General features: G+C 57.7%; 21 protein-coding genes. 10 read left to right on the top strand and 11 right to left on the bottom strand.

The features are described 5' to 3' along the window. Positions 1 to 7 precede the first annotated feature (7 nt). Positions 8 to 1,396, top strand: coding sequence for a Re/Si-specific NAD(P)(+) transhydrogenase subunit beta (gene pntB / locus FHC52_RS09175; protein WP_021241158.1), 1,389 nt, complete (start codon positions 8 to 10; stop codon positions 1,394 to 1,396). A gap of 123 nt (positions 1,397 to 1,519) precedes the next feature. Here pntB and uspE read toward each other — a convergent pair whose 3' ends face one another. The 7 genes from uspE to FHC52_RS09140 all read right to left on the bottom strand — a co-directional run bounded on the left by uspE (position 1,520) and on the right by FHC52_RS09140 (position 8,695). After that, a complete protein-coding gene (gene uspE, locus FHC52_RS09170) occupies positions 1,520 to 2,470 on the bottom strand; it encodes a universal stress protein UspE (protein ID WP_008500542.1) in 951 nt (316 codons plus the stop codon). 109 nt (positions 2,471 to 2,579) lie between these two features. Next, positions 2,580 to 2,762, bottom strand: a complete 183-nt coding sequence (locus FHC52_RS09165) for a hypothetical protein (RefSeq protein ID WP_014883604.1) — start codon at positions 2,760 to 2,762, stop codon at positions 2,580 to 2,582. A gap of 147 nt (positions 2,763 to 2,909) precedes the next feature. Then, on the bottom strand, positions 2,910 to 3,662 hold the full coding sequence (gene fnr / locus FHC52_RS09160) for a fumarate/nitrate reduction transcriptional regulator Fnr (RefSeq protein ID WP_006174991.1): 753 nt from the start codon (positions 3,660 to 3,662) through the stop codon (positions 2,910 to 2,912). Positions 3,663 to 3,845: 183 nt separating this feature from the next. After that, on the bottom strand, positions 3,846 to 4,361 hold the full coding sequence (ogt, locus tag FHC52_RS09155) for a methylated-DNA--[protein]-cysteine S-methyltransferase (RefSeq protein ID WP_021241159.1): 516 nt from the start codon (positions 4,359 to 4,361) through the stop codon (positions 3,846 to 3,848). A gap of 10 nt (positions 4,362 to 4,371) precedes the next feature. Next, a complete protein-coding gene (abgT, locus tag FHC52_RS09150) occupies positions 4,372 to 5,898 on the bottom strand; it encodes a p-aminobenzoyl-glutamate transporter (protein WP_126288077.1) in 1,527 nt (508 codons plus the stop codon). Positions 5,899 to 5,939: 41 nt separating this feature from the next. Further along, the gene (locus FHC52_RS09145) at positions 5,940 to 7,385 is read right to left on the bottom strand and encodes a M20 family metallopeptidase (RefSeq protein WP_128299287.1); all 1,446 of its coding nucleotides are present in this window, start codon (positions 7,383 to 7,385) and stop codon (positions 5,940 to 5,942) included. Then, entirely contained in the window at positions 7,385 to 8,695 is a 1,311-nt protein-coding gene (locus tag FHC52_RS09140; protein ID WP_032651635.1) for a M20 family metallo-hydrolase, read from the bottom strand. The genes FHC52_RS09145 and FHC52_RS09140 overlap by 1 nt, the downstream gene beginning before the upstream one ends. A gap of 175 nt (positions 8,696 to 8,870) precedes the next feature. Here FHC52_RS09140 and FHC52_RS09135 point away from each other — a divergent pair, with 175 nt between their 5' ends. Together FHC52_RS09135 and smrA are read left to right on the top strand one after the other, a co-directional pair. Further along, entirely contained in the window at positions 8,871 to 9,782 is a 912-nt protein-coding gene (locus FHC52_RS09135; protein ID WP_023292606.1) for a LysR family transcriptional regulator, read from the top strand. A gap of 357 nt (positions 9,783 to 10,139) precedes the next feature. After that, positions 10,140 to 10,703, top strand: coding sequence for a DNA endonuclease SmrA (smrA, locus tag FHC52_RS09130; RefSeq protein ID WP_126288082.1), 564 nt, complete (start codon positions 10,140 to 10,142; stop codon positions 10,701 to 10,703). Between the two features lie 27 nt (positions 10,704 to 10,730). Here the strand turns inward: smrA and FHC52_RS09125 are convergent, their stop codons facing one another. Further along, the gene (locus FHC52_RS09125; RefSeq protein WP_025911512.1) at positions 10,731 to 12,392 is read right to left on the bottom strand and encodes a methyl-accepting chemotaxis citrate transducer; all 1,662 of its coding nucleotides are present in this window, start codon (positions 12,390 to 12,392) and stop codon (positions 10,731 to 10,733) included. A gap of 143 nt (positions 12,393 to 12,535) precedes the next feature. Here FHC52_RS09125 and FHC52_RS09120 point away from each other — a divergent pair, with 143 nt between their 5' ends. The 3 genes from FHC52_RS09120 to umuC all read left to right on the top strand — a co-directional run bounded on the left by FHC52_RS09120 (position 12,536) and on the right by umuC (position 15,242). After that, positions 12,536 to 13,402: an aldo/keto reductase family oxidoreductase gene (locus FHC52_RS09120; protein WP_126288084.1), complete on the top strand. Its 867-nt coding sequence runs from the start codon at positions 12,536 to 12,538 to the stop codon at positions 13,400 to 13,402. A gap of 159 nt (positions 13,403 to 13,561) precedes the next feature. Next, complete coding sequence (gene umuD, locus FHC52_RS09115; RefSeq protein WP_063621480.1) at positions 13,562 to 13,996, top strand: translesion error-prone DNA polymerase V autoproteolytic subunit; 435 nt, start codon at positions 13,562 to 13,564, stop codon at positions 13,994 to 13,996. Then, positions 13,980 to 15,242 (top strand): translesion error-prone DNA polymerase V subunit UmuC, encoded by a 1,263-nt coding sequence (gene umuC, locus FHC52_RS09110; protein WP_008500531.1) that lies wholly within the window; start codon positions 13,980 to 13,982, stop codon positions 15,240 to 15,242. Before umuD ends, umuC begins: the two co-directional genes overlap by 17 nt. A 7-nt stretch (positions 15,243 to 15,249) precedes the next feature. On the opposite strand, the gene FHC52_RS09105 is transcribed toward umuC, so the two are convergent. Beyond that, positions 15,250 to 16,146, bottom strand: a complete 897-nt coding sequence (locus tag FHC52_RS09105) for a LysR family transcriptional regulator (RefSeq protein WP_023327299.1) — start codon at positions 16,144 to 16,146, stop codon at positions 15,250 to 15,252. Positions 16,147 to 16,243: 97 nt separating this feature from the next. On the opposite strand from FHC52_RS09105, the gene FHC52_RS09100 reads away from it, so the two are divergent. Then, a complete protein-coding gene (locus FHC52_RS09100) occupies positions 16,244 to 17,299 on the top strand; it encodes an SDR family oxidoreductase (RefSeq protein ID WP_213802799.1) in 1,056 nt (351 codons plus the stop codon). Positions 17,300 to 17,374: 75 nt separating this feature from the next. After that, on the top strand, positions 17,375 to 17,821 hold the full coding sequence (locus tag FHC52_RS09095; RefSeq protein ID WP_220420043.1) for a hypothetical protein: 447 nt from the start codon (positions 17,375 to 17,377) through the stop codon (positions 17,819 to 17,821). 66 nt (positions 17,822 to 17,887) lie between these two features. Here the strand turns inward: FHC52_RS09095 and FHC52_RS09090 are convergent, their stop codons facing one another. Further along, a complete protein-coding gene (locus tag FHC52_RS09090; RefSeq protein ID WP_069598190.1) occupies positions 17,888 to 18,868 on the bottom strand; it encodes a nitronate monooxygenase family protein in 981 nt (326 codons plus the stop codon). A 134-nt stretch (positions 18,869 to 19,002) separates the two neighbouring features. Here FHC52_RS09090 and FHC52_RS09085 point away from each other — a divergent pair, with 134 nt between their 5' ends. After that, entirely contained in the window at positions 19,003 to 19,887 is an 885-nt protein-coding gene (locus tag FHC52_RS09085; RefSeq protein WP_008500526.1) for a LysR family transcriptional regulator, read from the top strand. On the opposite strand, the gene FHC52_RS09080 is transcribed toward FHC52_RS09085, so the two are convergent. After that, positions 19,859 to 21,304, bottom strand: coding sequence for a PLP-dependent aminotransferase family protein (locus FHC52_RS09080; RefSeq protein ID WP_032651648.1), 1,446 nt, complete (start codon positions 21,302 to 21,304; stop codon positions 19,859 to 19,861). The two genes, FHC52_RS09085 and FHC52_RS09080, sit on opposite strands and share 29 nt — an antisense overlap. A 96-nt stretch (positions 21,305 to 21,400) precedes the next feature. On the opposite strand from FHC52_RS09080, the gene FHC52_RS09075 reads away from it, so the two are divergent. Then, positions 21,401 to 22,168 (top strand): arylamine N-acetyltransferase, encoded by a 768-nt coding sequence (locus tag FHC52_RS09075; protein WP_220420042.1) that lies wholly within the window; start codon positions 21,401 to 21,403, stop codon positions 22,166 to 22,168. The last annotated feature ends 1 nt before the right edge of the window (position 22,169 follow it).

Below are 22,169 nucleotides of genomic sequence, written 5' to 3'. Positions count from 1 at the left end.
GTAGCATATGTCTGGAGGATTAGTGACAGCCGCATACATTGTTGCTGCAATCCTGTTTATTTTCAGTCTGGCGGGGCTTTCCAAACACGAAACGTCTCAGCAGGGGAATAACTTTGGTATCGCCGGGATGGCGATTGCGCTGATTGCCACCATCTTCGGGCCGGACACCGGCAACGTGGCGTGGATCCTGGTGGCGATGATCATCGGCGGTGCGATTGGTATTCGCCTGGCGAAACGCGTTGAAATGACCGAGATGCCGGAGCTGGTGGCGATTCTGCACAGCTTTGTGGGTCTGGCCGCGGTGCTGGTGGGCTTCAACAGCTACCTGTACCACACGCCAGGTCTGGAACCGATTCTGGTGAATATTCACCTGACGGAAGTGTTCCTCGGTATCTTCATCGGTGCGGTCACCTTCACCGGCTCCATTGTCGCGTTCGGTAAGCTGCGCGGGAAGATCTCCTCTAAGCCGCTGATGCTGCCAAACCGTCATAAGCTGAACCTGGCGGCGCTGGTGGTGTCGTTTGTGCTGCTGGTGGTCTTCGTGCGTACCGAAAGCGTCGGTCTGCAGGTGCTGGCGTTGCTGGTGATGACCATTATCGCGCTGGCCTTCGGCTGGCATCTGGTGGCGTCCATCGGTGGCGCGGATATGCCGGTGGTGGTCTCCATGCTGAACTCCTACTCCGGTTGGGCGGCGGCGGCGGCGGGCTTTATGCTGAGCAACGACCTGCTGATCGTCACCGGTGCGCTGGTGGGTTCTTCCGGTGCGATCCTGTCTTACATCATGTGTAAGGCGATGAACCGCTCGTTCATCAGCGTCATCGCCGGTGGCTTTGGTTCTGACGGCTCGTCTACCGGTTCCGATGAGGAAGTGGGTGAGCACCGTGAGATCAGCGCGGAAGATACCGCCGAGATGCTGAAAAACTCGCACTCGGTCATTATCACCCCGGGCTACGGCATGGCGGTGGCACAGGCGCAGTATCCGGTCGCGGAAATCACCGAGAAGCTGCGCGCGCGCGGCATCAAGGTGCGTTTTGGTATTCACCCGGTGGCGGGGCGTCTGCCAGGCCACATGAACGTGCTGCTGGCGGAAGCGAAAGTGCCTTACGACATTGTGCTGGAGATGGACGAGATCAACGATGATTTCGCCGACACCGATACGGTGCTGGTCATTGGGGCTAACGACACCGTTAACCCGGCGGCGCAGGACGATCCGCGTAGCCCAATCGCCGGGATGCCGGTTCTGGAAGTGTGGAAGGCGCAGAACGTGATCGTGTTTAAGCGCTCAATGAATACCGGCTATGCCGGGGTGCAGAACCCGCTGTTCTTCAAAGAGAACACCCACATGCTGTTTGGCGATGCCAAAGCCAGCGTGGATGCGATTCTGAAAGCGCTCTGACAGGGTAAAGCCCGGTGGCGCAAGCTTACCGGGCCTACCAAACCCGTAGGCCGGGTAAGGCGTAGCCGCCACCCGGCAAAAAAAAACCGCCGGTTCGCCGACGGTTTTTTTTCATCTTGCGGGTCAATCGTCTTCCGGATCGTCAAGCTCAACCGGCGTCTGGTACTCATCCGGCTTGATAACCAGCAGGTCGCAGCGCAGATGATCAATCACCTGCTCGGCGGTGTTGCCGAGGAAGGCGGCAGAAATACCGGTACGGCCAATGGTACCCAGCACGACAATCCCCGCCTGCAGGTGTTCAGCCAGGTCCGGGATCACCTCTTCAGGCAGCCCTTTTTCCACGTGGGTCATTTTCTCATCGATGCTGAATTTCTGGCGCAGCGCTTTCATGGCCAGCAGGTGCTGACCGCGGATGGCGTCGTTATACACGCTCGGGTCAAATTCCGGCAGCTCAATGGCGATGTTAATCGGGGTAACCGGATAGGCACCTACCAGATGCACTTCGGTGTGGTTGACCTGGTCGGCAAGCTGGAGGGTCTCCTTCACCAGCTTCTCGTTCAGCGAGTTATGGTAATCCTCTTCGCTGGCGAGGTTTACCGCCACAACGGCTTTCCCGCCTTCAGGCCACGGCTGGTCTTTCACCATCCAGACCGGGCAAGGGCATTTACGCAGCAAGTGCCAGTCGGTCGGGGTGAAGATCACGGATTCCAGCTTGTCGTGCTGGTGCGCCATCTTCAGCAGCAGATCGTGCCCACCGGCAACGACTTCCTGAATGATGGCTTCGAAAGGTCGGTTGTGCCAGACCACTTTGATATCAATGGGCACGCCCGCTTCCAGGTAATACTTCGCCTGTTCGCGGATCCACGCGGTACGCTGGCTGATGACGCCCTGACGCATAGCGGTGCGCTCGTCAGGCGACAGAAGGGTGGTCATCTCATACGAGAAGTCATAGATCGGCAAAAACGCTTTGATTTTGCCACCAATCCGTTGATGTAAATACACAGCACGTCGTAATGCCGGCTGATCGTCCTGATTCGGATCGATTGCTACCAGCATGTTTTGATACTTGGCCATACAGGTCTCCTTACTACTGTCACCACAGTCTGTAATTAAAAGAGTAACCTATATATCCTGAATGAAACAGAGGAGAGCTTTTGCCAGATCAATAATTCATGAAAATTTATCAGAGGAAAAGCACCGTGGTCGTTACCGCGATAAACGCAATAAACAGCAGCACCATCACCGCTATCGCAAAGGTCGTGGAGTCCTGAACGTAGGTTTTTTCCTCCCCCTTCATTGGGCCGACAAGCATGATCCAAATGAAGATAAAGGTCACTGAGGCAATCACGACTGAAACGAAAAACAAACTTTCTCTCAATTCATAACCTCAACGAGACCCTTTTGGGTGCTGTGTGGGGACGTGCTACGGTGAAAAGGGCAGATAAAAGACGGGGTGACAGGCCAGACCCATAAATCAGGAAAATTTATCGGTCTGGCAGTATACGTATGGCGTTTACGCCACGTTGCGGGCGTGCCCGGCAAGAACGGCCAGCGCTTCACCGTTTTCGATAGTGATGTATTTACCCTTAACGGCCAGCATCCCGCTTTTCTGGAAACGACCCAGCAGACGACTGATGGTTTCCACGGTCAGACCCAGGTAGTTACCGATATCGCCACGCGTCATCGTCAGACGGAATTCACGCGGCGAGAAGCCACGCTCGGCGAAGCGGCGGGAGAGGTTGTAGATAAACGCGGCCAGGCGCTCTTCTGCGTTCTTTTTAGAAAGCAGCAGAATCATGTCCTGATCGCCTTTGATCTCACCGCTCATCAGACGCATCATCTGCTGACGCAGGTTAGGCATCTTGCCGGACAGATCGTCCAGGGTTTCAAACGGAATTTCGCAAACCATCGAGGTTTCGAGTGCCTGAGCAAAGCTCGGGTGGTGGCCCGTACCGATGGCATCAAAGCCTACCAGGTCACCCGCCAGATGGAAGCCGGTGATCTGCTCATCGCCCTGTTCGGTGATGGTGTAGCTCTTGATGGTGCCAGAACGGATAGCATAGAGCGATTTCAGTTCGTCTCCCGCTTTAAACAGCGTCTGCCCTTTCTGAATAGGCTTTTTACGCTCGATAATATTATCAAGCTGATCGAGTTCATGCTCATTCAGGGTAAACGGGATACAGAGCTGGCTGATGCTGCAATCCTGGCAATGGATAGCACAACCGCCAGACTGAATGCGTCGTATAATTCGCTTTTCTGGGATCATAGGTTTGCTCAAGCCTTAATTGATATTGGTCAATTTTAACATCTTTTTGGTAAGTACGTAAGCCTGACAAACCCTCAATAAGGACAAGAGACGGCAATGTGTCGCCATCTTCTTGAAATTCCACAGCTTGATTATGGATTTTTAGCCTAACCGGAAGAAAATTAAGCACAAAAAGCCTGGGAACTAGAGTAAGAGATACCCTTCGTGACGCAGCAACCACTCTTTTCGCTGCACGCCACCGGCATAGCCGGTCAGGGTGCCGTTGCGGCCAATAACGCGATGGCAGGGCACCACGATGCTGACCGGGTTAGAGCCGTTCGCGGCACCTACGGCGCGTGCGGCCCCAGCGCGACCTAACTGCTCCGCGAGCTGGCCGTAATGCATCACCTGTCCGCAGGGAATGGCCCGCAACGCCTGCCACACTTCGCGCTGAAAAGGGGTGCCCGCCGTGGCGGTGGGCAGCGTGTCGATGATGCTGAGATCGCCTTCGAAGTACGCCGCAAGCTTGTCGCTCAGTCCACCCGGATTGGTGGCGCGGATACGTTCATACCCCTGGGCGCGGTAGTGAATCGCAAGCAGTTCTTCCATGCGGTCGCTGTGCTCTTCCCACTCAACGGCGCGCAGGCAAAACTGCTCGTCCGCGATCACCCACAGCGGCCCCAGCGGCGTCGCAATCTTATCTTCGAGTAATCTCAGCATCCTCATTCCTTTAGTTCAGCCTCGGGTAGATCCCTGGCCCAATCGGCAGGCCGACAAGATACCACGCCACCAGCATCACCAGCCATACCCCTAAAAAGATAAGCGGGTAGGGTAAAACCAGAGAATAGTAGGTACCCAGTTTGGCCTCGGGTTTATAGCGCTGCAGGAAGCCTAAAAACAGCGGAACAAACGGCGAAACCGGCGCCAGCGGGATAACCGAAGAGTCCGCGATGCGGAACAGGATCTGCGCGAAAGCCGGGTGGAACCCCAGCATCATAAACATCGGCACGAAGATCGGGGCCAGAATCGACCAGATGGCGGAGCCGCTCGCGATAAACATGCACAGCAGGGATGACAGCAGCGCCAGACCGACAAACGCCGGTACGCCGCTTAGCCCGGCAGCCTCCAGCGCGTCGGTGAGGCCCACGGCCATAAACTTGCCCATGTTGCTCCAGTTAAACATCGCCACAAACTGCGCCAGCGGGAACACCATCACGATAAAGCCCGCCATCTCTTTCATCGGCTCGATCATCAGCTGCGGTAGGTCACCCTGGCGGCGGATTTTGCCGGTGGCGATACCGTAGGCGAGCGAAACAATAAAGAAGAAGAGGATAATCAGCGGCACGATGCCCTGAATAAACGGCGAGGGCAGGACCGTATGTTTAACCGGATCGCGCAATATGCCGTTTTCCGGCACCACCATCAGCGCCACCGCGGCGATAAACGCCAGCGAGACAATCCCCGCCACGCGCAGGCCGAAGCGCTGCGCTTCGCTCAGCGTCTCCAGCTTTTCATCGCTACGGCCTTCCCATTTGCCCAGGCGCGGCTCGACGATCTTATCGGTAATCAGCCCGCCGACAATCGTCAGGAGAATGACCGAGCTTGCCATAAAGTACCAGTTGTCGATCACGCTGACGTGCATGGCCGCATCAATGGTTTTCGCCGCCTCCGTACTGATGCCCGAGAGCAGCACGTCGGTGGTCACGATCAGCAGGTTAGCGGTAAAACCGCAGCCCACCCCCGCAATCGCGGACAGCAGGCCCGCCACGGGGTGGCGCCCGACGGCGAGGAAGATCAGCGCCCCCATCGGCGGCATGATCACCAGCGCGGCGTCGGAGGAGATATGGCTGAAGAAGGCGATAAACAGCACCATGTAGCTCGCGTAGCGCGCGCTGACGTGAGAAGCCATCTTCACCATCAATGCGGGCAACAGGCCGACGCGCTCAGCCAGCCCGGCGCCCAGCACCAGCGCCAGAATGGCGCCGAGCGGGGCGAATCCGCTGAAGTTTTTAATCACGTTGGGTAAAAACCAGTGCAGCCCTTCAATGCTCAGCAGGTTTTTCACCGCCACCAGGCTGCCGTCGGCCGGGCTGCGCACGCTGACATCAAAGGCGGAGAGCACGGCGGTGGCGACCATCAAAATCACAATCAGATAGATAAAAAGCAGGAAAGGGTGCGGCACTTTATTGCCGATCCTTTCAACCCAGCCATAGAGCTTACCGGATGGGGAATGCGAAGGTATGGATGACATACTCATGGGCGTTCCTCGGGAGTGTTGTGTTGTTGTGTTGTGTTTTTTTATTTTAAAGGAGACGGTGTCACGCCCGGTGGGATCGGACACGCGTACGGTTTTTCTTGTATTTGTTGTTCGAACTCTTCACGGCATTTTTTCAGCAGCGCCGCGTCCTGCAGCAGATTGAGCGCGGTCGCGCCCATCACTTTCCCGGCCAGCAGCATGCCCTTGTGGGCAATAGAGGTTCGCCCCTGAGATACCAGTTGCCAGGTATGCAGCGGCGTGCCGATGGTAAAGCAGGGGCTGAAGCACTGGGCGACCGGCATTTTCCAGCTGACGTCACCCACGTCGGTTGAACCTGCCAGCACGTTGTCGGTGACGGCATAAGGCGCGACTTCATCCACCAGTAGCGTCGCCTGATGACGGCGGGCAAAGGCTTTACCCGCTTCACCACCCGTGGCGGCAATATTTTTCAGGCTGTTTTGCAGATCGTTGGGCGTCAGCGTGGCGCGGATCTCGCGGGCAAACTCTCGCTCTTCGTCGGTCCACTCCGGCGTGCCGTAGTGCTGCAGGGCGCGATACATCGCCGCCTCAAGCGTGCGGTTCGGCAGGTAGCTGGAGCAGGCTTTATCAAAGCGACACTCGACGGTGGTCTCGGTCATCATCGCCGCGCCCTGGGCGATTTTCTCAATGCGCTCGTAGATCTGCTGCGCATCCGCCATCTCCGGGGCGCGGATCAGGTACAGCACCTCGGCCTGCGCCTGCACCACGTTGGGCGAAATCCCGCCGGTGTCGGTAATGGCGTAATGGACGCGCGCTTTCTCGATGATGTGTTCGTTAAGGAAGTTGGTGCCGGTGGTCATCAGCGTCACGGCGTCCAGGGCGCTGCGTCCCAGATGGGGAGAGTTGGCCGCGTGCGCCGCCACACCGTGAAAACGCCAGGCGGCCTGAATATTCGCCAGCGTGCTGACGTTAAACATCCCGGCAAAGGCTTCCGGGTGCCAGGTGACGGCGGCATCGACGTCATCAAACAGCCCTTCGCGCACCATAAAGGTTTTCCCGGAGCCGCCTTCTTCACCGGGACAGCCGTAAAAACGCACCGTTCCGCTGCCGCCGTGCTGCTCCAGCCAGCTTTTCACCGCCACCGCGCCCGCAAGCGCTGCGGTGCCTAAGAGATTATGTCCGCAGCCGTGGCCGTTAGCCCCCGGCGTGGCGGTTTGCGCCGTCGCGCAGTGTGCCTGCTGGCTTAACCCGGCCAGCGCGTCGTACTCGCCCAGCAGGGCGATAACCGGTTTTCCGCTGCCGAAGCTGGCGATAAAGGCATTGGGAATACCGCCTGCCTCGCGGGTCAGCGTGAAGCCTTCTGCTTCCAGCTCGCTGGCCAGCCGTTCGGCGGACCAGAACTCTTCAAAGCGGGTTTCGGGACGATCCCAGATCGCGTCGGCAATATCGGTTAACGTCCGACATCGCGTGTCGATCGCATCGGCAATAAAAGCGTAGTTCTCCTGCATCACACACCTCGCGTCCACGGGAAATTGAGCGCTGTTCGCGCCAGCGTTTCGATGGCGATAGTCATGACCTGCTCATCGAAGTCGAATTTTTCGTTGTGATGTCCGGCGCTCAAATCCGTGCCAAACACCATATAGGACGCCATGCCGCCGTTCTGCTGCACGCGGGCCATCATCAGCGTGGCGTCTTCGGAACCCGCTGGCGCTTTCACCTTATCGATGGCATGAACAACCCCGGAAACCTGGCTCGCCTGTTCGCGCAGATAATCCACCCACGCCGGTGTCGGCGCGCTGGAGGTGGCAGCCCCCATCAGGCGCATCTCCGCGCTCACGCCATAGAGCGCCGCCGCGCCGGTAATGACGGCCTGCGCGCGTTCAAAGACATACTGATTAATCGCTTCGCTTTCGCCGCGGGTTTCAACTTTGATCAGGGCATTGGCGGGCACCACGTTGCGCCCGCTGCCCGCCTGCATCACGCCGACGTTCACCCGGGATGCGCCGTCGCTGTGCGGAGCGATGCTGTGCAGGGCGAGGGCGGCCTGCGCGGCGGCGAGCAGGGCGTTACGCCCGTCCTCCGGCTTACCGCCCGCGTGTGCGGCCACGCCGGTGAAGCTCACGTCGAACTTGGTGGTGGCCATAAAGTTTTCGCTGCCGCAGATCACCGTACCGGCAGGAACGCCGGTACCAATATGAATGGCCGTGAAATAGTCCACGTCATCCAGCGCCCCGGCGGCAACCATGGCGCGCGCGCCGCGCGTGCCTTCTTCAGCAGGCTGGAAGATCAGCTTAATGGTGCCGTTGAGCCGGGCTGCATTCTGCTTAAGCACCTGTGCCAGTCCCAGACCAATGGTGGTGTGGCCGTCGTGCGCGCAGGCGTGCATCATACCCGGATTGCAGGAGGCAAACCCGTCGCGGAACGGGCGATGGCTGTCGTCGAGCGCTTCGCTTAAATCAAGGGCGTCCATGTCCACGCGAAACGCCAGGGTTGGGCCAGGGCGGCCGGTATTCAGGGTGGCGACAATGCCGGTAAAGCCGCCTTCAAACGGCGCCAGCCATTTTTCAGGCGCGCCTTGCGCCCGCGCGCGGGCAAACTCTCGCGCCAGGGTTGCCTCATCGGGCAGCCCCATCCGGCTTTCGGCATCGACCACGTCACGCCCCATCGCCAGTTCGTAACCCAGCGAGTCCAGGGTCTCCGCAACTTTCGCGGCGGTACGAAACTCTACCCAGCCGGATTCCGCAAAATGGTGAAAATCGCGACGCCACGCGCTCAGCTGCGGGGTTAACGTCTGGATGTACTGCGCCAGTGTGTCCATATCTGTTCCTGTCATCATGAAAATATGTGAACTGCTTCACGCTGTGATAGTTTTTACTTATCACTAACCGATTTTTCACAGTTTTAACCGTTCAGGAATTACCCTCGCACATCCCTTTCCAGTAAAGTAGATGACAGTTTCTTTACTCTGATAAACAACGGTTATCGGTCGGGCTATGTCATTTCAGGTTAAATTCCATCATCTCCGGGCGTTTGTTGAAGTCGCACGTCAGGGCAGCATTCGCGGTGCCAGCAGGACGCTGAATCTTTCGCAGCCGGCGCTGACCAAATCCATCAAAGAGCTGGAGGAGGGCATGGCGGCGCAGCTTTTCGTGCGCAGGAGTAAGGGCGTGGCGTTGACCGAATGCGGTGAGGGCTTTTACCAGCGCGCCCGGTTAATTCTGGAAGAGCTGCGCGCGGCGCAGGATGACATTCGTCAGCGGCAGGGGGAACAGGCCGGGCAGATCAACATCGGGATGGGGGCCAGCGTTTCGCGCAGCCTGATGCCCGCCGTTATTACCCGCTTTCATGCCCAACATCCGCAGGTCAAAGTGCGGATAATGGAAGGGCAGCTGGTGTCGATGATCAACGAATTACGGCAGGGAGAGCTGGATTTCACCATCAATACTTATTATCAGGGACCTTACGACCAGGAATTTACGTTTGAAAAACTCTTTGAGAAGCCATTTGCGGTATTTTGTCGCGAAGGGCATCCGGCAACGGGGGCAACGTCGATTAACGAACTCCTGCATTATAACTGGACAATGCCGACGCCGCGGGGAAGTTATTATAAGCAGTTAGAAGAGGTATTTAGCCATCGCTCGCAAATACCGCGAATTGGTGTGGTCTGTGAAACCTTTTCCTCCTGTATTAGCCTGGTCGCGCAAAGTGATTTTCTAAGCATATTGCCGCAGGAGCTAGGGTGTGACCCGCTGCTGGCGCACCGCCTGGTCATGCTGCCGGTTGTCGAATCGCTTCCGAAAGCAGCATATTATTTAATTCAGCGCCGCGATTCACGTCAGACGCCCCTGGCTGAATCATTAATTACGCAGTTCAGGCGGGAAGCGAGGAAAATAATCGTGGCGTGAAAGTGAGATAATAAAAAAAACAGGATCTGCCCGACATCAGACAGATCCTCCAGTACACACAGCAGTGCGTCCTTTCGCCAATCCTGAGTATTATATCCATGAAGCAGGTATATTTAGGTATAACACCTTTCCCGCAAAATGAAAGGATATTGAGTGTTTGATTTTACGAAAATTTAACACAAATCACTTATTTCATCTTTGCTGAAATTTTAGTTAAGTCATATTTAACTTTATTTTATAAATACTATATATATTCATCAGGTTAATATTTGTTGCGCACGACGGCCTGTAACGGTGATTGAGGCCTGTCTCGGGCGCAGGTATAGTACCGTCCTCAGTTGTAGCCGGAGGATATCCATGAACCCTGACGACAAATCCTTTTTTCTTGACGCCATGGAAGATGTCCAGCCGCTGAAGCGTGGCCCGGATATTCACTGGCAGCCCAGCCGCAATACGCGGACGCGCCAGGAGGTGGATAGTGAACAGCTGGATAACTTCCTGACGCTGGATTTTCTTGACCTTCTTCCTCTGGAAGAACCGCTGGCGTTCCAGCGCGAAGGGGTGCAGCAGGGCGTTATCGAGAAGCTGCGCTCGGGTAAATATGCCCGCCAGGCCAGCTTAAACCTCCTGCGTCAGCCCGCCGAACGCTGCCGTCAGATGCTCTATTCTTTTATTCGCCAGGCCGGACGTGACGGGTTACGCAATCTGATTATCATTCACGGAAAAGGGCGCGAGCAGAACTCGCATCCTAATGTGGTGCGCAGCTATCTGGCGCGCTGGTTAACCGAGTTCGAGGAAGTGCAGGCCTTCTGCGTGGCGCTGCCGCATCACGGCGGCAGCGGGGCATGCTACGTTTCACTGCGTAAATCCGATGAAGCAAAACAGGAGAACTGGGAGCGGCACGCCAAGCGCAGCCGCTAGCGGGCGATCTCCTCGCCCGCCGGTGATTCAGAAGGTTTCCCAGTTGCTGTCGGTGGCGGCGTTTGCGGTTGCCGGGCGCAACAGCTGAGGCGTTTTCACGCTGGCCGGACGTGGAGCTACCGCTTTTTCTTTGCCGTTCAGACGAAACGCGGCCACCGCCTGGCGCAGCTGTTCGGACTGATCTTCCAGCGCCGCTGCCGCCGTGGCGGACTCCTGCACCAGCGCGGCGTTTTGCTGCGTCACGCTGTCCATCTGCGAAACGGCCAGGCTCACCTGTTCAATGCCGCGGCTCTGCTCGTCAGAGGCAGAGGAAATCTCGCCCATGATATCGGTCACGCGGGTCACGGCGGCGACGATTTCCTTCATGGTGGTGCCTGCCTCGCTAACCTGCTCAGAACCGGTATTCACCCGGCTGACGGAGTTCTCGATAAGCCCTTTGATCTCTTTCGCCGCCTGCGCGCTGCGGCTCGCCAGGGTCCGGACCTCGCCTGCGACAACCGCAAAACCACGTCCCTGTTCCCCGGCGCGTGCCGCTTCCACCGCGGCGTTAAGCGCCAGAATGTTCGTCTGGAACGCGATGCTGTCAATCACGCTGGTAATATGCGCAATTTGTTGCGAACTGTCGGCGATCTCGTTCATGGTGCGAACCACGTTATCCACGACGTGGCCGCCGCGCGCGGCCGTTTCAGAGGCGTTTTTCGCCAGCAGCGTGGCCTGACGGGCGTTATCGGAGTTCTGTTTAACCGTCGCGGTCAGCTCTTCCATGCTGGCGGCGGTCTCTTCGAGCGAGGCGGCCTGCTGCTCGGTGCGGGCGGAAAGATCGTTGCTTCCTGCGGCAATTTCGCCTGCGCCGGTGTAGATGGAATCGGTACTTCCGCGTACGGCGCTGACGGTGGTCACCAGCGACTGCTGCATCTCATGCAGGCCGGCGGCCAGCTGACCCATCTCATTGCGGCCCGAGATAGCGATCTCCTGCGTCAGGTCGCCCCCTGCAATGGCGCGAATATGGTCCATAATGGAGTGGAGTGGTTTTAACAGCAGGTGCTGTAAACCCTGCCAGATGACCACCAGAACCGCGATAACGGCCAGCAGAATTGCCGCCAGCGTCCACTGCATCTGCGTGAAGCTGCTCTGATTCTCTTCGGTTGCGGCCTTCAGCAGGGTGTTGTTTTCGGCGCGCCAGCGGTTATAGACCGCTTCCATATCGTCCTGCGCCTGCTGCGCATCCAGATCGCCATAGGCCTGATAGTTGTCGGCGCGCAGATACTCAATCGATAAACGCATGACTTCGTGCATCTGGTTCCAGGATTTCTGCATCTCGTCGGTCAATGCCGCCTCCTGGCCCTTAACCTGCGGCAGTTTCTGCCACTCTTTGTTATAGGCCTCGGCTTTTGCCAGCGAGTCGCCTGCGGTGCCCAGCAGTTTATTGATCGCCGCCAGGGAAGCCGGGTCACGCTGGTTTTTCAGGTAGCGGATCGCCACGCGGGTGACGGTGACGCGCGTTTTCACCAGCGTGTTCACGCTGTCGCTCAGGCTTTCCTGCTGGGCATTGAGCACGCCGGAGTTCTGGAAGTTATGGCGATCGTTACTGACGGCAGAGTAGAACAACCCTCCCGTGACAACTTGCAGCAGGCAGAATATGGTGAGGGCAAAGATAATACCGGTAATCACGTGCAGATTTTTCAGCATAGCGGTCGTCCGTTAGAGAAGATGCAGGGTTACTTCATTACTATCGTCGTAGAGAATGTAAACTTTAATTAACTCGCGCTTAACTAAAGGCTCCCAGAGGGAACCTGTTGTAAATCCGGATCATTTTTATGAGGAAGGCCAACATGAGCAGCATTGATAAAAGCGGGACGTACGCGCTTGGGACGCGGACGGTGAAACGACTGGGCTACGGCGCGATGCAGCTCGCCGGACCGGGCGTCTTTGGGCCGCCGAAGGATAAGCAGGCCGCGCTGGAGGTGTTACGCGAGGCCGTGGCGGCGGGGGTGAACCACATTGATACCAGTGATTTTTATGGCCCTCATGTCACCAACCAGCTGATCCGCGAGGCGCTTCATCCTTATCGGGACGATCTGACGATCGTCACCAAGATTGGTGCCCGTCGCAACGACAAAGGCGCCTGGCTGCCGGCCTTTTCCGCGCAGGAGCTGACGCAGGCGGTGCATGACAACCTGCGTAATCTGCAGCTGGACGTGCTGGACGTGGTGAACCTGCGGATCATGTTTAGCGCGCACGGGCCAGCGGAAGGGTCGATTGCTGAACCGCTCTCCACCCTGGCAGAATTACAGCAGCAGGGGCTGGTGCGGCATATTGGCCTGAGCAACGTCACGGCCACCCAGGTCGCGGAAGCGCAGAAGATGGTGCCGGTGGTGTGCGTGCAGAACATGTACAACATTGTGAACCGGAGTGATGATGCGCTGGTGGATCTGCTCGCGCAGCAGGGGATCGCGTATGTGCCGTTCTTCCCACTGGGCGGCTTTACGCCGCTGCAATCGTCCGGGCTGAAGGCTGTCGCGGATTCACTGGGCGTCACGGCAATGCAGGTTGCGCTGGCATGGCTGCTGCAGCGTTCCCCGAATATCCTGCTGATCCCGGGCACCTCTTCCGTGGCACATCTGCGGCAAAACCTCGCGGCGGGGGAACTGCAACTGCCGCCTGACGCGCTGGAAACATTGAATACGCTGATGGACTGATCGTCACAGGCGCAAAGCCCGACATGCGCTTCCGGGCTTTGCGCGTTTTAAATCTTCTGACACTTCAACGCGTTTGGGTTCGCTTCCGGAAATGACCTTGATCCCTGGCCATAATCCGTAATACTGTATTTATATACAGTATCTGGCGAGAAAGACATTATGGACACTCTCTTTTCTTATCAACCAAAACAAATCATTGAACTACCTTTGTTTTTAGAACGTGTTGCCTGTGGGTTTCCCAGCCCGGCGCAGGATTATGTGGAGGATCGTCTCGATCTTAACCGGCTGGCAGTAAGACATCCCAGTGCGACCTATTTTATCAAGGTGAGTGGAGACTCCATGATTGGCGCGGGGATCGGCGACGGCGATCTGCTGGTGGTCGATCGTTCGTTAAATGCCGAACATGGGGATATCGTTGTGGCGTCGGTCGCCGGTGAGTTTACGGTGAAAGAGCTACAGACGCGCCCGGCTCTGAGACTTCTGCCGCATAATGCCCGCTATCAGCCGATTACCTTTCATTCCGAAGAGGAACTGCAGATCTTCGGCGTCGTCACCCACACGCTTAAAACGCATAAACATGTTCGCGCTGGTTGATGTGAACAGCTTCTATGCCTCCTGCGAGAAGGTATTCCGCCCCGATCTGGAGGGGAAGCCCATCGTGGTGGTGTCCAACAACGACGGCTGCATAATTTCACTCTCGCGGGAGGCAAAGCAGTTCGGCATAAAAATGGGTGAGCCCTATTTTAAATTCAAAGAGAAGCTTTTTCCGGCGAGGGTTTACGTCTTCAGTTCGAACTATGCGCTGTATGCCGACCTCAGCAGTCGGGTGATGCAGACGCTGACGGATCTGGCTCCGGCCATAGAAATTTACTCGATTGACGAGGCGTTCGTGAACGTTTCAGGGATCGGTAACTGCATGTCGCTGGACGCGTTCGGACACCAGATGCGCACGCAGGTCTTTAAAAACACGGGTTTAACCGTTGGCGTCGGCATTGCCCCGACAAAAACGCTGGCAAAGCTGGCCAACTATGCGGCGAAACGCTGGGCCAGTACCGGCGGCGTGGTCGATCTGTCGGGCCGGGAGCGGCAGCGTAAACTGCTGGCAAAGGTTCCGGTAGAGGAGGTATGGGGCGTAGGGCGGCGCATCACGAAAAAACTGAACGCGATGGGGATTACCACGGCGCTGGAGCTGGCGGAGGCCTCCTCGTGGGTCATTCGCAAACATTTTAACGTGGTGCTGGAGCGTACGGCGCGCGAGCTTCGCGGCGAGCCCTGTCTTGACCTGGAAGAGTACACCCCCACGAAGCAGCAAATCATCTGTAGCCGTTCGTTTGGTCATCGCATTACGCAATATGAAGAGATGCACCAGGCGATTTGCGCCTACGCGGAACGCGCCGCAGAGAAACTGCGCGGCGAGCATCAATACTGTCGCTTTATCAGCGTGTTTGTGCGCACCAGCCCGCATGCGGACAACGAAATTTATTACGGTAATCAGGCTTCGGTCACCCTGATGACGCCCACCAATGACTCGCGGGATATCATCCGTGCCGCCACGGAGGCGCTGGGGCGGATATGGCTCGACGGGTATCGCTATATGAAGGCCGGGGTCATGCTGGCGGACTTTTTCAGCAGCGGCGTCGCTCAGCTTAATCTGTTTGACGACAATCGCCTGCGCGCCAACAGCGCGGCGCTGATGGAGATGATCGACAGCGTCAATCACTCCGGCAAAGGGAAGATATGGTTCGCCGGGCAGGGGATTGAGAAACCGTGGGCGATGAAGCGGGAAATGTTGTCACCGGCCTATACGACGCGGTACGCGGATTTACCGGTGGCGAGGTAAAAGGCGGTTATTTTGTGGCGTTGTGGGTCGCGATCTCAGGCAGTAATTGCTCAATCACGCTGACGACCTTTCTGACGCGCTGCGGAATAAAGCGGGCATCAGGATAAACGGCATAGAGGAAGCGATCGGGTAACCGCCAGTCGGGCAGCACCGGTACCAGCGTGCCCGCCTGCAGAGCCCTGGCCACGAGCGGTCGCTGCATGCCGCCGATACCCATGCCGGATTCCAGCGCCTGCAGCAGCGCCTCACTGGTGTTGGCACGGAAAACGGTATTCACGTTGACCTCGACCGTCTCCGCGTCAGACATCAGGCGCAGGGGAGCATCCAGCGGAATGCCGCTGAACCGCACGTGTGGCAGCGTCACCAGCTCGCTGACGGCGCGTACCGCCTGAAAGCCGGGGGCGGCAAACAGTGCAGCTTCAATACGCCCCAGTACGCGCGCCGCATGCGCCTGCGGGGGCTCACTGCTCAGCCGTATCGCGACATCCACGCCCTCCGTCACCAGATCGGCAAGGCGATCATCAAGGGAAAGCATCAGATGCAGTTCGGGATGCAGGCGCTGTAGCGCCAGCAGGTGCGGTAAAAAGATCTGCCCCAGGCCGCTCGGCAACTGGACATGGACGCGTCCCTGAACGCTATGATCGACAGGATGTAAACGCCTCTCCGCTTCCCCCATGGCGTCCAGCACGAGCTGCATATCATGCCGGTAGCGCTCCCCTTGTTCGGTCAGCTTCATCGTACGCGTCGTACGGTGCAGCAGTACCACGCCAAGCTCTTCCTCAAGCGCCGCGATCTGTTGACTGACGGCGGACTGCTTAATACCGGTCTGACGGGCAGCCGCTGAAAACGAGCCCGCTTCAGCGACGCGCAGAAAGGTAGAAATGGCATTGAGCTTATTATTCATTTAATGATTTTGCTTATAAGTGCCATCGGTTTCATGGGATATCTCCAGAAAAAATAATATATCACACTGCGTCTGTCACCCTTTCCGGAGAAATACCATGAATAATAGGCAGCAACACAACGTCGCCCTGGTCGCGGGCGCCAGCGGCATTGTCGGCAGACAGATGGTCAACACGCTCCTGCACCATCAGTGGCAGGTGATCGGCCTTAGCCGCCATGCCGGGTCGCATCCTGACGGCATTCCGATGGTCAAGATCGATTTACTGGATGAAAAGGACAGCGCCCGGGCGCTGCGCTCCCTGGACGGTGCCACCCATCTCTTTTACAGCGCCTGGGCGAACGCGGCGAACTGGGAAGACATGGTTGAGCCGAACGTCACCATGCTGCGTAATCTGGTCAGCATCCTCGAAAAAACGGCACCTTTGCAGACGGTAAGCCTGATGCAGGGGTACAAGGTCTACGGCGCGCATCTGGGGCCGTTTAAAACCCCGGCGCGCGAAAGCGATCCCGTCGTACCGGGTGCCGAATTTAACGCCGCGCAGCTTGCGTGGCTCAGCCAGTTTCAGCGGGGAAAGCGCTGGCACTGGAATGCCATCAGGCCGGGCGTGGTAGGGAGTGCGGTACCGGGCAATGCCATGAACCTTGCGCTGAGCATTGCCCTGTACGCCTCCCTGTGCAAGGCGCTGGGTTTACCGTTGCGTTTTCCCGGTTCGGAACAGACCTGGCACAGTATCGTTGACCATACCGACGCCGGGCTGCTGGCCGAGGCAACGCTGTGGGCCGCCGCGTCACCTGCGGCACAGAATCAGGCGTTCAACGTGAATAATGGCGATATCTGGCGCTGGAGCGAGCTCTGGCCGCGCATCGCACGCTGGTTTGACCTGGACTCTGCACCGCCGGTGAGGCTGTCATTTCAACAGCTGTTTACGGACTATCGCGGCGTATGGCGCGAGCTTGCCGGAGAGCGGCTGGTGGAAGCGGATATTCTGCAGCTGAGCGACGGGCGGTTTGCCGATTTTGTCTTTAGCTGGGACTACGACATGTTTGGTGACGGGAGCAAGCTGCGCAGGGCGGGCTTTACGCAAATGCAGGCGACGGATGAGATGTTTTTCCACCTGTTCGCGCAGTTGAGAGCCGCGCGGATTATTCCCTGACCGTAAGGGTTGTTGTCATCAACGATCGGCGCGTTATACTCACGCGTTAAAATAAATGTATTGTGGGGCAGGGATATGCACGAAAGTCTAAAAATGATATCAGTCGCTCTGCCCCTCATTGCGCTTCTCATTCTGTTAAGCTTTTTGGTCAGACGCATTCGCCAGGCAAAACGCATCATTTCAGACCGTAACGGGATGAAAAAGATCTCTGCCAGTCCCTCAATATTTGGCGGGAATGGAGGTAAAACCTGGTTTTATGATGACCAGTTTTTATATGAAGTTAAAAACAACGCCACCCGTAAAATTGCGCTGGCTAATATCATTAAAATCGGGCCGGGGAATACCGAGATAAACAGCAGACGGGTCTGGATTGTTATTTACCGTGATGGTGCAAATGAAAAGCAGGTGCAGTTTTATAACAATCTTACCCTTTGGAATCATAACTTCACGGCTTTTCTGGCAGCGGTAAAACGTGCCAATCCTGACGCTGTGGTTAAAGAACGCGCAATCCTCAATGTGTGAAAAAGAACCGCAGACGGTTTGCGGACGCCGCTCCTGTGCAGCGTCCATAGCATCAGGGTTAAGGGCTTACTCAACCGTTAACGCATCGACAACCTCGGCCACGCTTCTCACGCTGCGGATATTCCCAATCCCCGTGCCGAGCGCGATATACCCTTCATCGGTGTTATTTTCCAGCATGCCCAGGCGCAGGCCCCGTAATCCGCCCATCGCCTTGCCCAGCGCTTCGTTGCTTGCGCCCGCTTTATCCATCGCCGCCAGTTTTTCCGCCAGCTTGCCGGGGAGAGAACGATAGTAGTGGGGGACTGTGCGGAAAAGCAGCAGGTCCAGACCGTTGGCGGCAACAATTTTCTCTTTGACCCCCTGCGGCACGCGGCTTTCTTCGGTACTGATAAAGACCGAACCGGCAAACACGCCTTCCGCCCCCAATGCATGCGCCGCTCTGGCGGTGCGATTATCGGTAATACCGCCCGCGGCCATCACCGGGACGTGCTTCACGGCATCGGCAATCAGCGGCACGATGGAAAAGGTCCCCAGCGCCGTCGCGGGTAACGTCCCACCCTCGTCAAAACCGGTGGCGACGATGATGTCTGCCCCCATCTCTTCAGCAAGAAGGGTGTTTTCCGGCGTGGGATTGATGTCGCGGTAGATAATGGCGATACCCGCCTCTTTTAACTCACTAAACAGCGCGGGAATAATGCTGCCTTCCCCATAGCCCGTGTACACCACGGCCCTGACGCCTTCCTCTTTTACCACCTTAAGAATTGGCCCGGTCCAGACGTCATTAACGGCGGTGGGGATCAGGTTGACGCCGAAGGGTTTTTCGGTCAGCCGTTTGGTTTTACGAATTTCTTCCCGCATTTTTTCGGCGGTTGCTTCCGGCGTGGAGACCGCAGTATCGGCGGTTAACCCTGCGTTGGGACCCAGCACACCGAGTCCTCCGGCATTGCTGACCGCGGCCACTAAACGGGCATCAGTAAGCCAGGATAACGGCCCCTGAATAACGGGCTTTTCGATACCCAGGATCTGACAGATACGGTTATTTTTCATAGCAGACTCTCCCTTACGTTTGAATGAGGGAGAGTGTAGAGAGGAAGATTGTTAGGAAAAATAGCCAAAAACATTCATCACTGTTATAAAATTAATAACAATCATTTTCTCCCGCTCGCGGCGAGACATCCCTTATGCAAATAAACCTCTTTGAATCTATTCGGATTTTTATTGAAATTGTCGACTCGGGGAGCCTTACCCAGGCGGCGGAAAATCTGCAGGTCCATCGCCCGGCAGTGACCAAAGCGCTGCAGCTTCTGGAACAACACAGCGGCACTCGGCTCCTGCAGCGCACCACGCGTCGGATTAGCCTGACGCCGGATGGGGAAGCCTTTTATCGCCGCAGTAAACCCCTGCTGGCGCAGGCGGACGAATTACTGGAGTCGTTTGGTGCCGATCGACCGATACACGGCCAGCTGCGTGTGGATATGCCCATCTCTTTTGCGGCGCTGCGGGTGATACCCAACCTGCCTGATTTTTATCGTCAGCATCCTGATATCGACATCATCCTGAGCAGCTCTGACCGCCGTCGGGATATGCTGCGGGACGGTCTGGACTGCGTGCTGCGGGTGGGCGAGCTGGACGACGGCGACTATATCGCGCGTAAAATCGGGAACATTAAAATCACGACCTGCGCCAGCCCGGCCTGGCTGGCTGAACACGGTACGCCAGAAACGCTGGAGGATTTACGCAAGCATCAGGCGATTAACTGGATTAACAACAGCAGCAGGCACGTTCAGCCGTGGACGTTTACCACGCCAGAGGGCGTTGCGGAGATCGCGCTACCCGGTAAGCTCGTGGTGGATAACTCCGAGGCCTACATCGCGGCAGGCCTGGCCGGGCTGGGGATAATGCAGGGAATGAATCTCTTTCTCCAGCCTTACATTGACCGCGGCCTGCTGGTTGAGGTCCTGCCTGAATATCGCTCGCCGGACCGCAAACTGTCACTGCTCTACCCACACCGTCATCTCTCCCGCAAGGTGCGGGTATTTACCGAGTGGCTGGAGAGTCTGGTGTGAAAGCGGCCAGCTCATGGCATAGCGCACCAATCTGCTCCACGGCATTGAGCAGGCGGGGCGTCGGTTCGTTTGCACAGTTTAGCCGCAGAAAGTGCGTGAGTTCTGCGCCAGGGGAAAACAGGGGGCCGGGGCTGACGCCAATACCCCGCGCCAGCGCGCGGCGATGCACCTCCAGCGCGTTGACCTGCGGAGGAAGTTCGACCCACAGCAGAAAGCCAGCTGCGGGGACGTTTACGCGGGTACCGGGGGGAAAACTGGCCTTGACCCGCGCCACGACGGCGGCGATTCCCTCTGCGATCCGCCGCTTTAGCCGCCGCAGGTGACGGTCGTAGTCGCCGTTTGCCAGCATCTCGCTCGTCGCGGCTTCCAGCAGCGGCGCGCCGGCCCAGTCTCCGGCCATGCGGGCCTGCAAGACCTGCGGGTAATAGCGTCCGGCGGCAATCCAGCCGATTCGCCACCCCGGCGCAAGCGTTTTAGACAGGGAGCTGCAGTAAATCACATTCCCGTTCTGGTCGAAGGCTTTGCAGGCCGGAGGACGTTGTCCGTCACCGACCAGGTCACCGTAAACGTCGTCCTCAATCAGAGGAATACCGGCTTCTTCAAGCAGAGCAACCAGTTCCTGCTTGCGCGCGACGGGCATGCTGGCACCCAATGGGTTTTGCACGGTGGGCGAGGCCAGGACGGCCGCGGGACGGTGGCAGCGGATGGCGTCAGCCAGCGGTTCCAGTAACAGACCTTCAGCAGGATCGGTGGGAATTTCTAACGCCTTCAGGCCTAAATCCTCCAGCAGCAGGAGCGTGCCAAAGTAGGCGGGCTGCTCCACCGCCACCACATCACCTGGCTGACACACGGCCCGCAGGGCCAGGCGCAGCGCCTGCGTCGCGCCTGCGGTAATAATCAGATCGTCCGCGCCGAAGCGGGCTCCCCACTGCGCAGCACGCGCCGCAATCTTGCTTCGTAAATCACGCCTTCCCGGCGGCAGGCTGTAGCTCTGCCCATGCGCGTCCAGACGACGGCCCACGGAGTGTAACGCCCGCTGTAGCGCCTCCCCGGGCAGCCACGCGGGATCGGGCAGGGCGGCGCCCAGCGGGATCAGCCGGGCTTCTGCACTGCTGAACAGCGACCGGGCCACGGCGGACATAGTCACGGGCACCGGGCCCGGCGTGGAACGCGCGGGCTCCGCGCGCGGAGGGAGGCTGATCTGGCGGATGTAATAACCTGAACGCGGTCGCGCAACGATCAGCCCTTCAGCCTCAAGGCAGCGAAGGGCCTCCAGCGCCGTCGGAAGGCTCACGTGCTCGCGTTCGGCCAGTTTACGTGCGGAGATCATCCGGTCACCGACTCGCAATGCGCCTGAAGAGAGCGTGAGGCGCAGACGCTCAGCAATCCGGCGATAGTGTGGGGAGGGGGCAGACATGGGTATCTGTTCAGGCTAATTTTCGATAAAACTGACTATACAGCCAATGATGTGCGCCATCTATAGTGTCCGGCATGTTCAGGACAAGGAGGCATTATGCACAGCGATAATTTCGACATTTCCTCGTATTTCAAACGCATAAACTACACCGGACCGGCGGCGGCCGATACGTCCACCCTGCATGCGCTGATGCGTCATCAGCTCTTTTCCGTTCCCTTTGAAAATCTGGACGTGCAGGCGGGGAAAATTGTCTCGCTGGCACCAGAAGACATTGCCGAGAAGGTGTTAAAGAAAGGGCGCGGTGGCTACTGCTATGAGGTGAACGGGCTTTTTGCCATGGCGCTGGAAGCGTTAGGGATACCTTACCGTTTTGTGGCGGCGCGCCCGATGTTCTACCCCGCGCGGCGTCCGAAAACCCATATGGCGCTCATCGCCGAGGTGGAGAGCCGCCAGTGGCTTTGCGATCTCGGGTTCGGCAGCTACGGCATCCGCGCGCCAATGGCGCTGGACACGCTTGACGTGGAAATCACCCAGGATTTCGACACGTTTCGCCTGAGCCGCAGCGCGGAGGGCGAGTATCTGCTCGAGGCGAAGGTGGAAGGCGAATGGGCCCGGCAGTACGGCTTCGATCTCACGCCCCAGGAGTGGATTGATTTCGTTCCGGCAAACTACCTGAACTCGACGCATCCTGATGCTATTTTTGTGCAGAAGCGGGTGGTGGTGCAGCACAGCCCGGAAGGACGCCAGATTTTACTGGGCGATATGCTGAAAACCATCACGGCGAACGGCACTGAAACGCGGCAGCTGGCGGAGGAGGACATCCGCCATGTCCTGACAGACCGTTTTGCGCTCACCGCCGCGTAAT

It is taken from the genome of Enterobacter sp. EC_64 (assembly GCF_019584165.1).
Lineage (GTDB): Bacteria > Pseudomonadota > Gammaproteobacteria > Enterobacterales > Enterobacteriaceae > Enterobacter > Enterobacter roggenkampii.
The sequence above is the reverse complement of the archived record's forward strand: the minus strand, read 5'-3'. Positions and strand labels throughout refer to the sequence as shown.

Excerpts from the sequence above, each read along its gene's own strand:
- pntB (WP_021241158.1), top strand. The coding sequence starts at position 8 with ATGTCTGGAGGATTAGTGACAGCCGCATACATTGTTGCTGCAATCCTG.
- uspE (WP_008500542.1), bottom strand. The coding sequence starts at position 2,470 with ATGGCCAAGTATCAAAACATGCTGGTAGCAATCGATCCGAATCAGGAC.
- fnr (WP_006174991.1), bottom strand. The coding sequence starts at position 3,662 with ATGATCCCAGAAAAGCGAATTATACGACGCATTCAGTCTGGCGGTTGT.
- ogt (WP_021241159.1), bottom strand. The coding sequence starts at position 4,361 with ATGCTGAGATTACTCGAAGATAAGATTGCGACGCCGCTGGGGCCGCTG.
- abgT (WP_126288077.1), bottom strand. The coding sequence starts at position 5,898 with ATGAGTATGTCATCCATACCTTCGCATTCCCCATCCGGTAAGCTCTAT.
- FHC52_RS09145 (WP_128299287.1), bottom strand. The coding sequence starts at position 7,385 with ATGCAGGAGAACTACGCTTTTATTGCCGATGCGATCGACACGCGATGT.
- FHC52_RS09140 (WP_032651635.1), bottom strand. The coding sequence starts at position 8,695 with ATGGACACACTGGCGCAGTACATCCAGACGTTAACCCCGCAGCTGAGC.
- FHC52_RS09135 (WP_023292606.1), top strand. The coding sequence starts at position 8,871 with ATGTCATTTCAGGTTAAATTCCATCATCTCCGGGCGTTTGTTGAAGTC.
- smrA (WP_126288082.1), top strand. The coding sequence starts at position 10,140 with ATGAACCCTGACGACAAATCCTTTTTTCTTGACGCCATGGAAGATGTC.
- FHC52_RS09125 (WP_025911512.1), bottom strand. The coding sequence starts at position 12,392 with ATGCTGAAAAATCTGCACGTGATTACCGGTATTATCTTTGCCCTCACC.
- FHC52_RS09120 (WP_126288084.1), top strand. The coding sequence starts at position 12,536 with ATGAGCAGCATTGATAAAAGCGGGACGTACGCGCTTGGGACGCGGACG.
- umuD (WP_063621480.1), top strand. The coding sequence starts at position 13,562 with ATGGACACTCTCTTTTCTTATCAACCAAAACAAATCATTGAACTACCT.
- umuC (WP_008500531.1), top strand. The coding sequence starts at position 13,980 with ATGTTCGCGCTGGTTGATGTGAACAGCTTCTATGCCTCCTGCGAGAAG.
- FHC52_RS09105 (WP_023327299.1), bottom strand. The coding sequence starts at position 16,146 with ATGAATAATAAGCTCAATGCCATTTCTACCTTTCTGCGCGTCGCTGAA.
- FHC52_RS09100 (WP_213802799.1), top strand. The coding sequence starts at position 16,244 with ATGAATAATAGGCAGCAACACAACGTCGCCCTGGTCGCGGGCGCCAGC.
- FHC52_RS09095 (WP_220420043.1), top strand. The coding sequence starts at position 17,375 with ATGCACGAAAGTCTAAAAATGATATCAGTCGCTCTGCCCCTCATTGCG.
- FHC52_RS09090 (WP_069598190.1), bottom strand. The coding sequence starts at position 18,868 with ATGAAAAATAACCGTATCTGTCAGATCCTGGGTATCGAAAAGCCCGTT.
- FHC52_RS09085 (WP_008500526.1), top strand. The coding sequence starts at position 19,003 with ATGCAAATAAACCTCTTTGAATCTATTCGGATTTTTATTGAAATTGTC.
- FHC52_RS09080 (WP_032651648.1), bottom strand. The coding sequence starts at position 21,304 with ATGTCTGCCCCCTCCCCACACTATCGCCGGATTGCTGAGCGTCTGCGC.
- FHC52_RS09075 (WP_220420042.1), top strand. The coding sequence starts at position 21,401 with ATGCACAGCGATAATTTCGACATTTCCTCGTATTTCAAACGCATAAAC.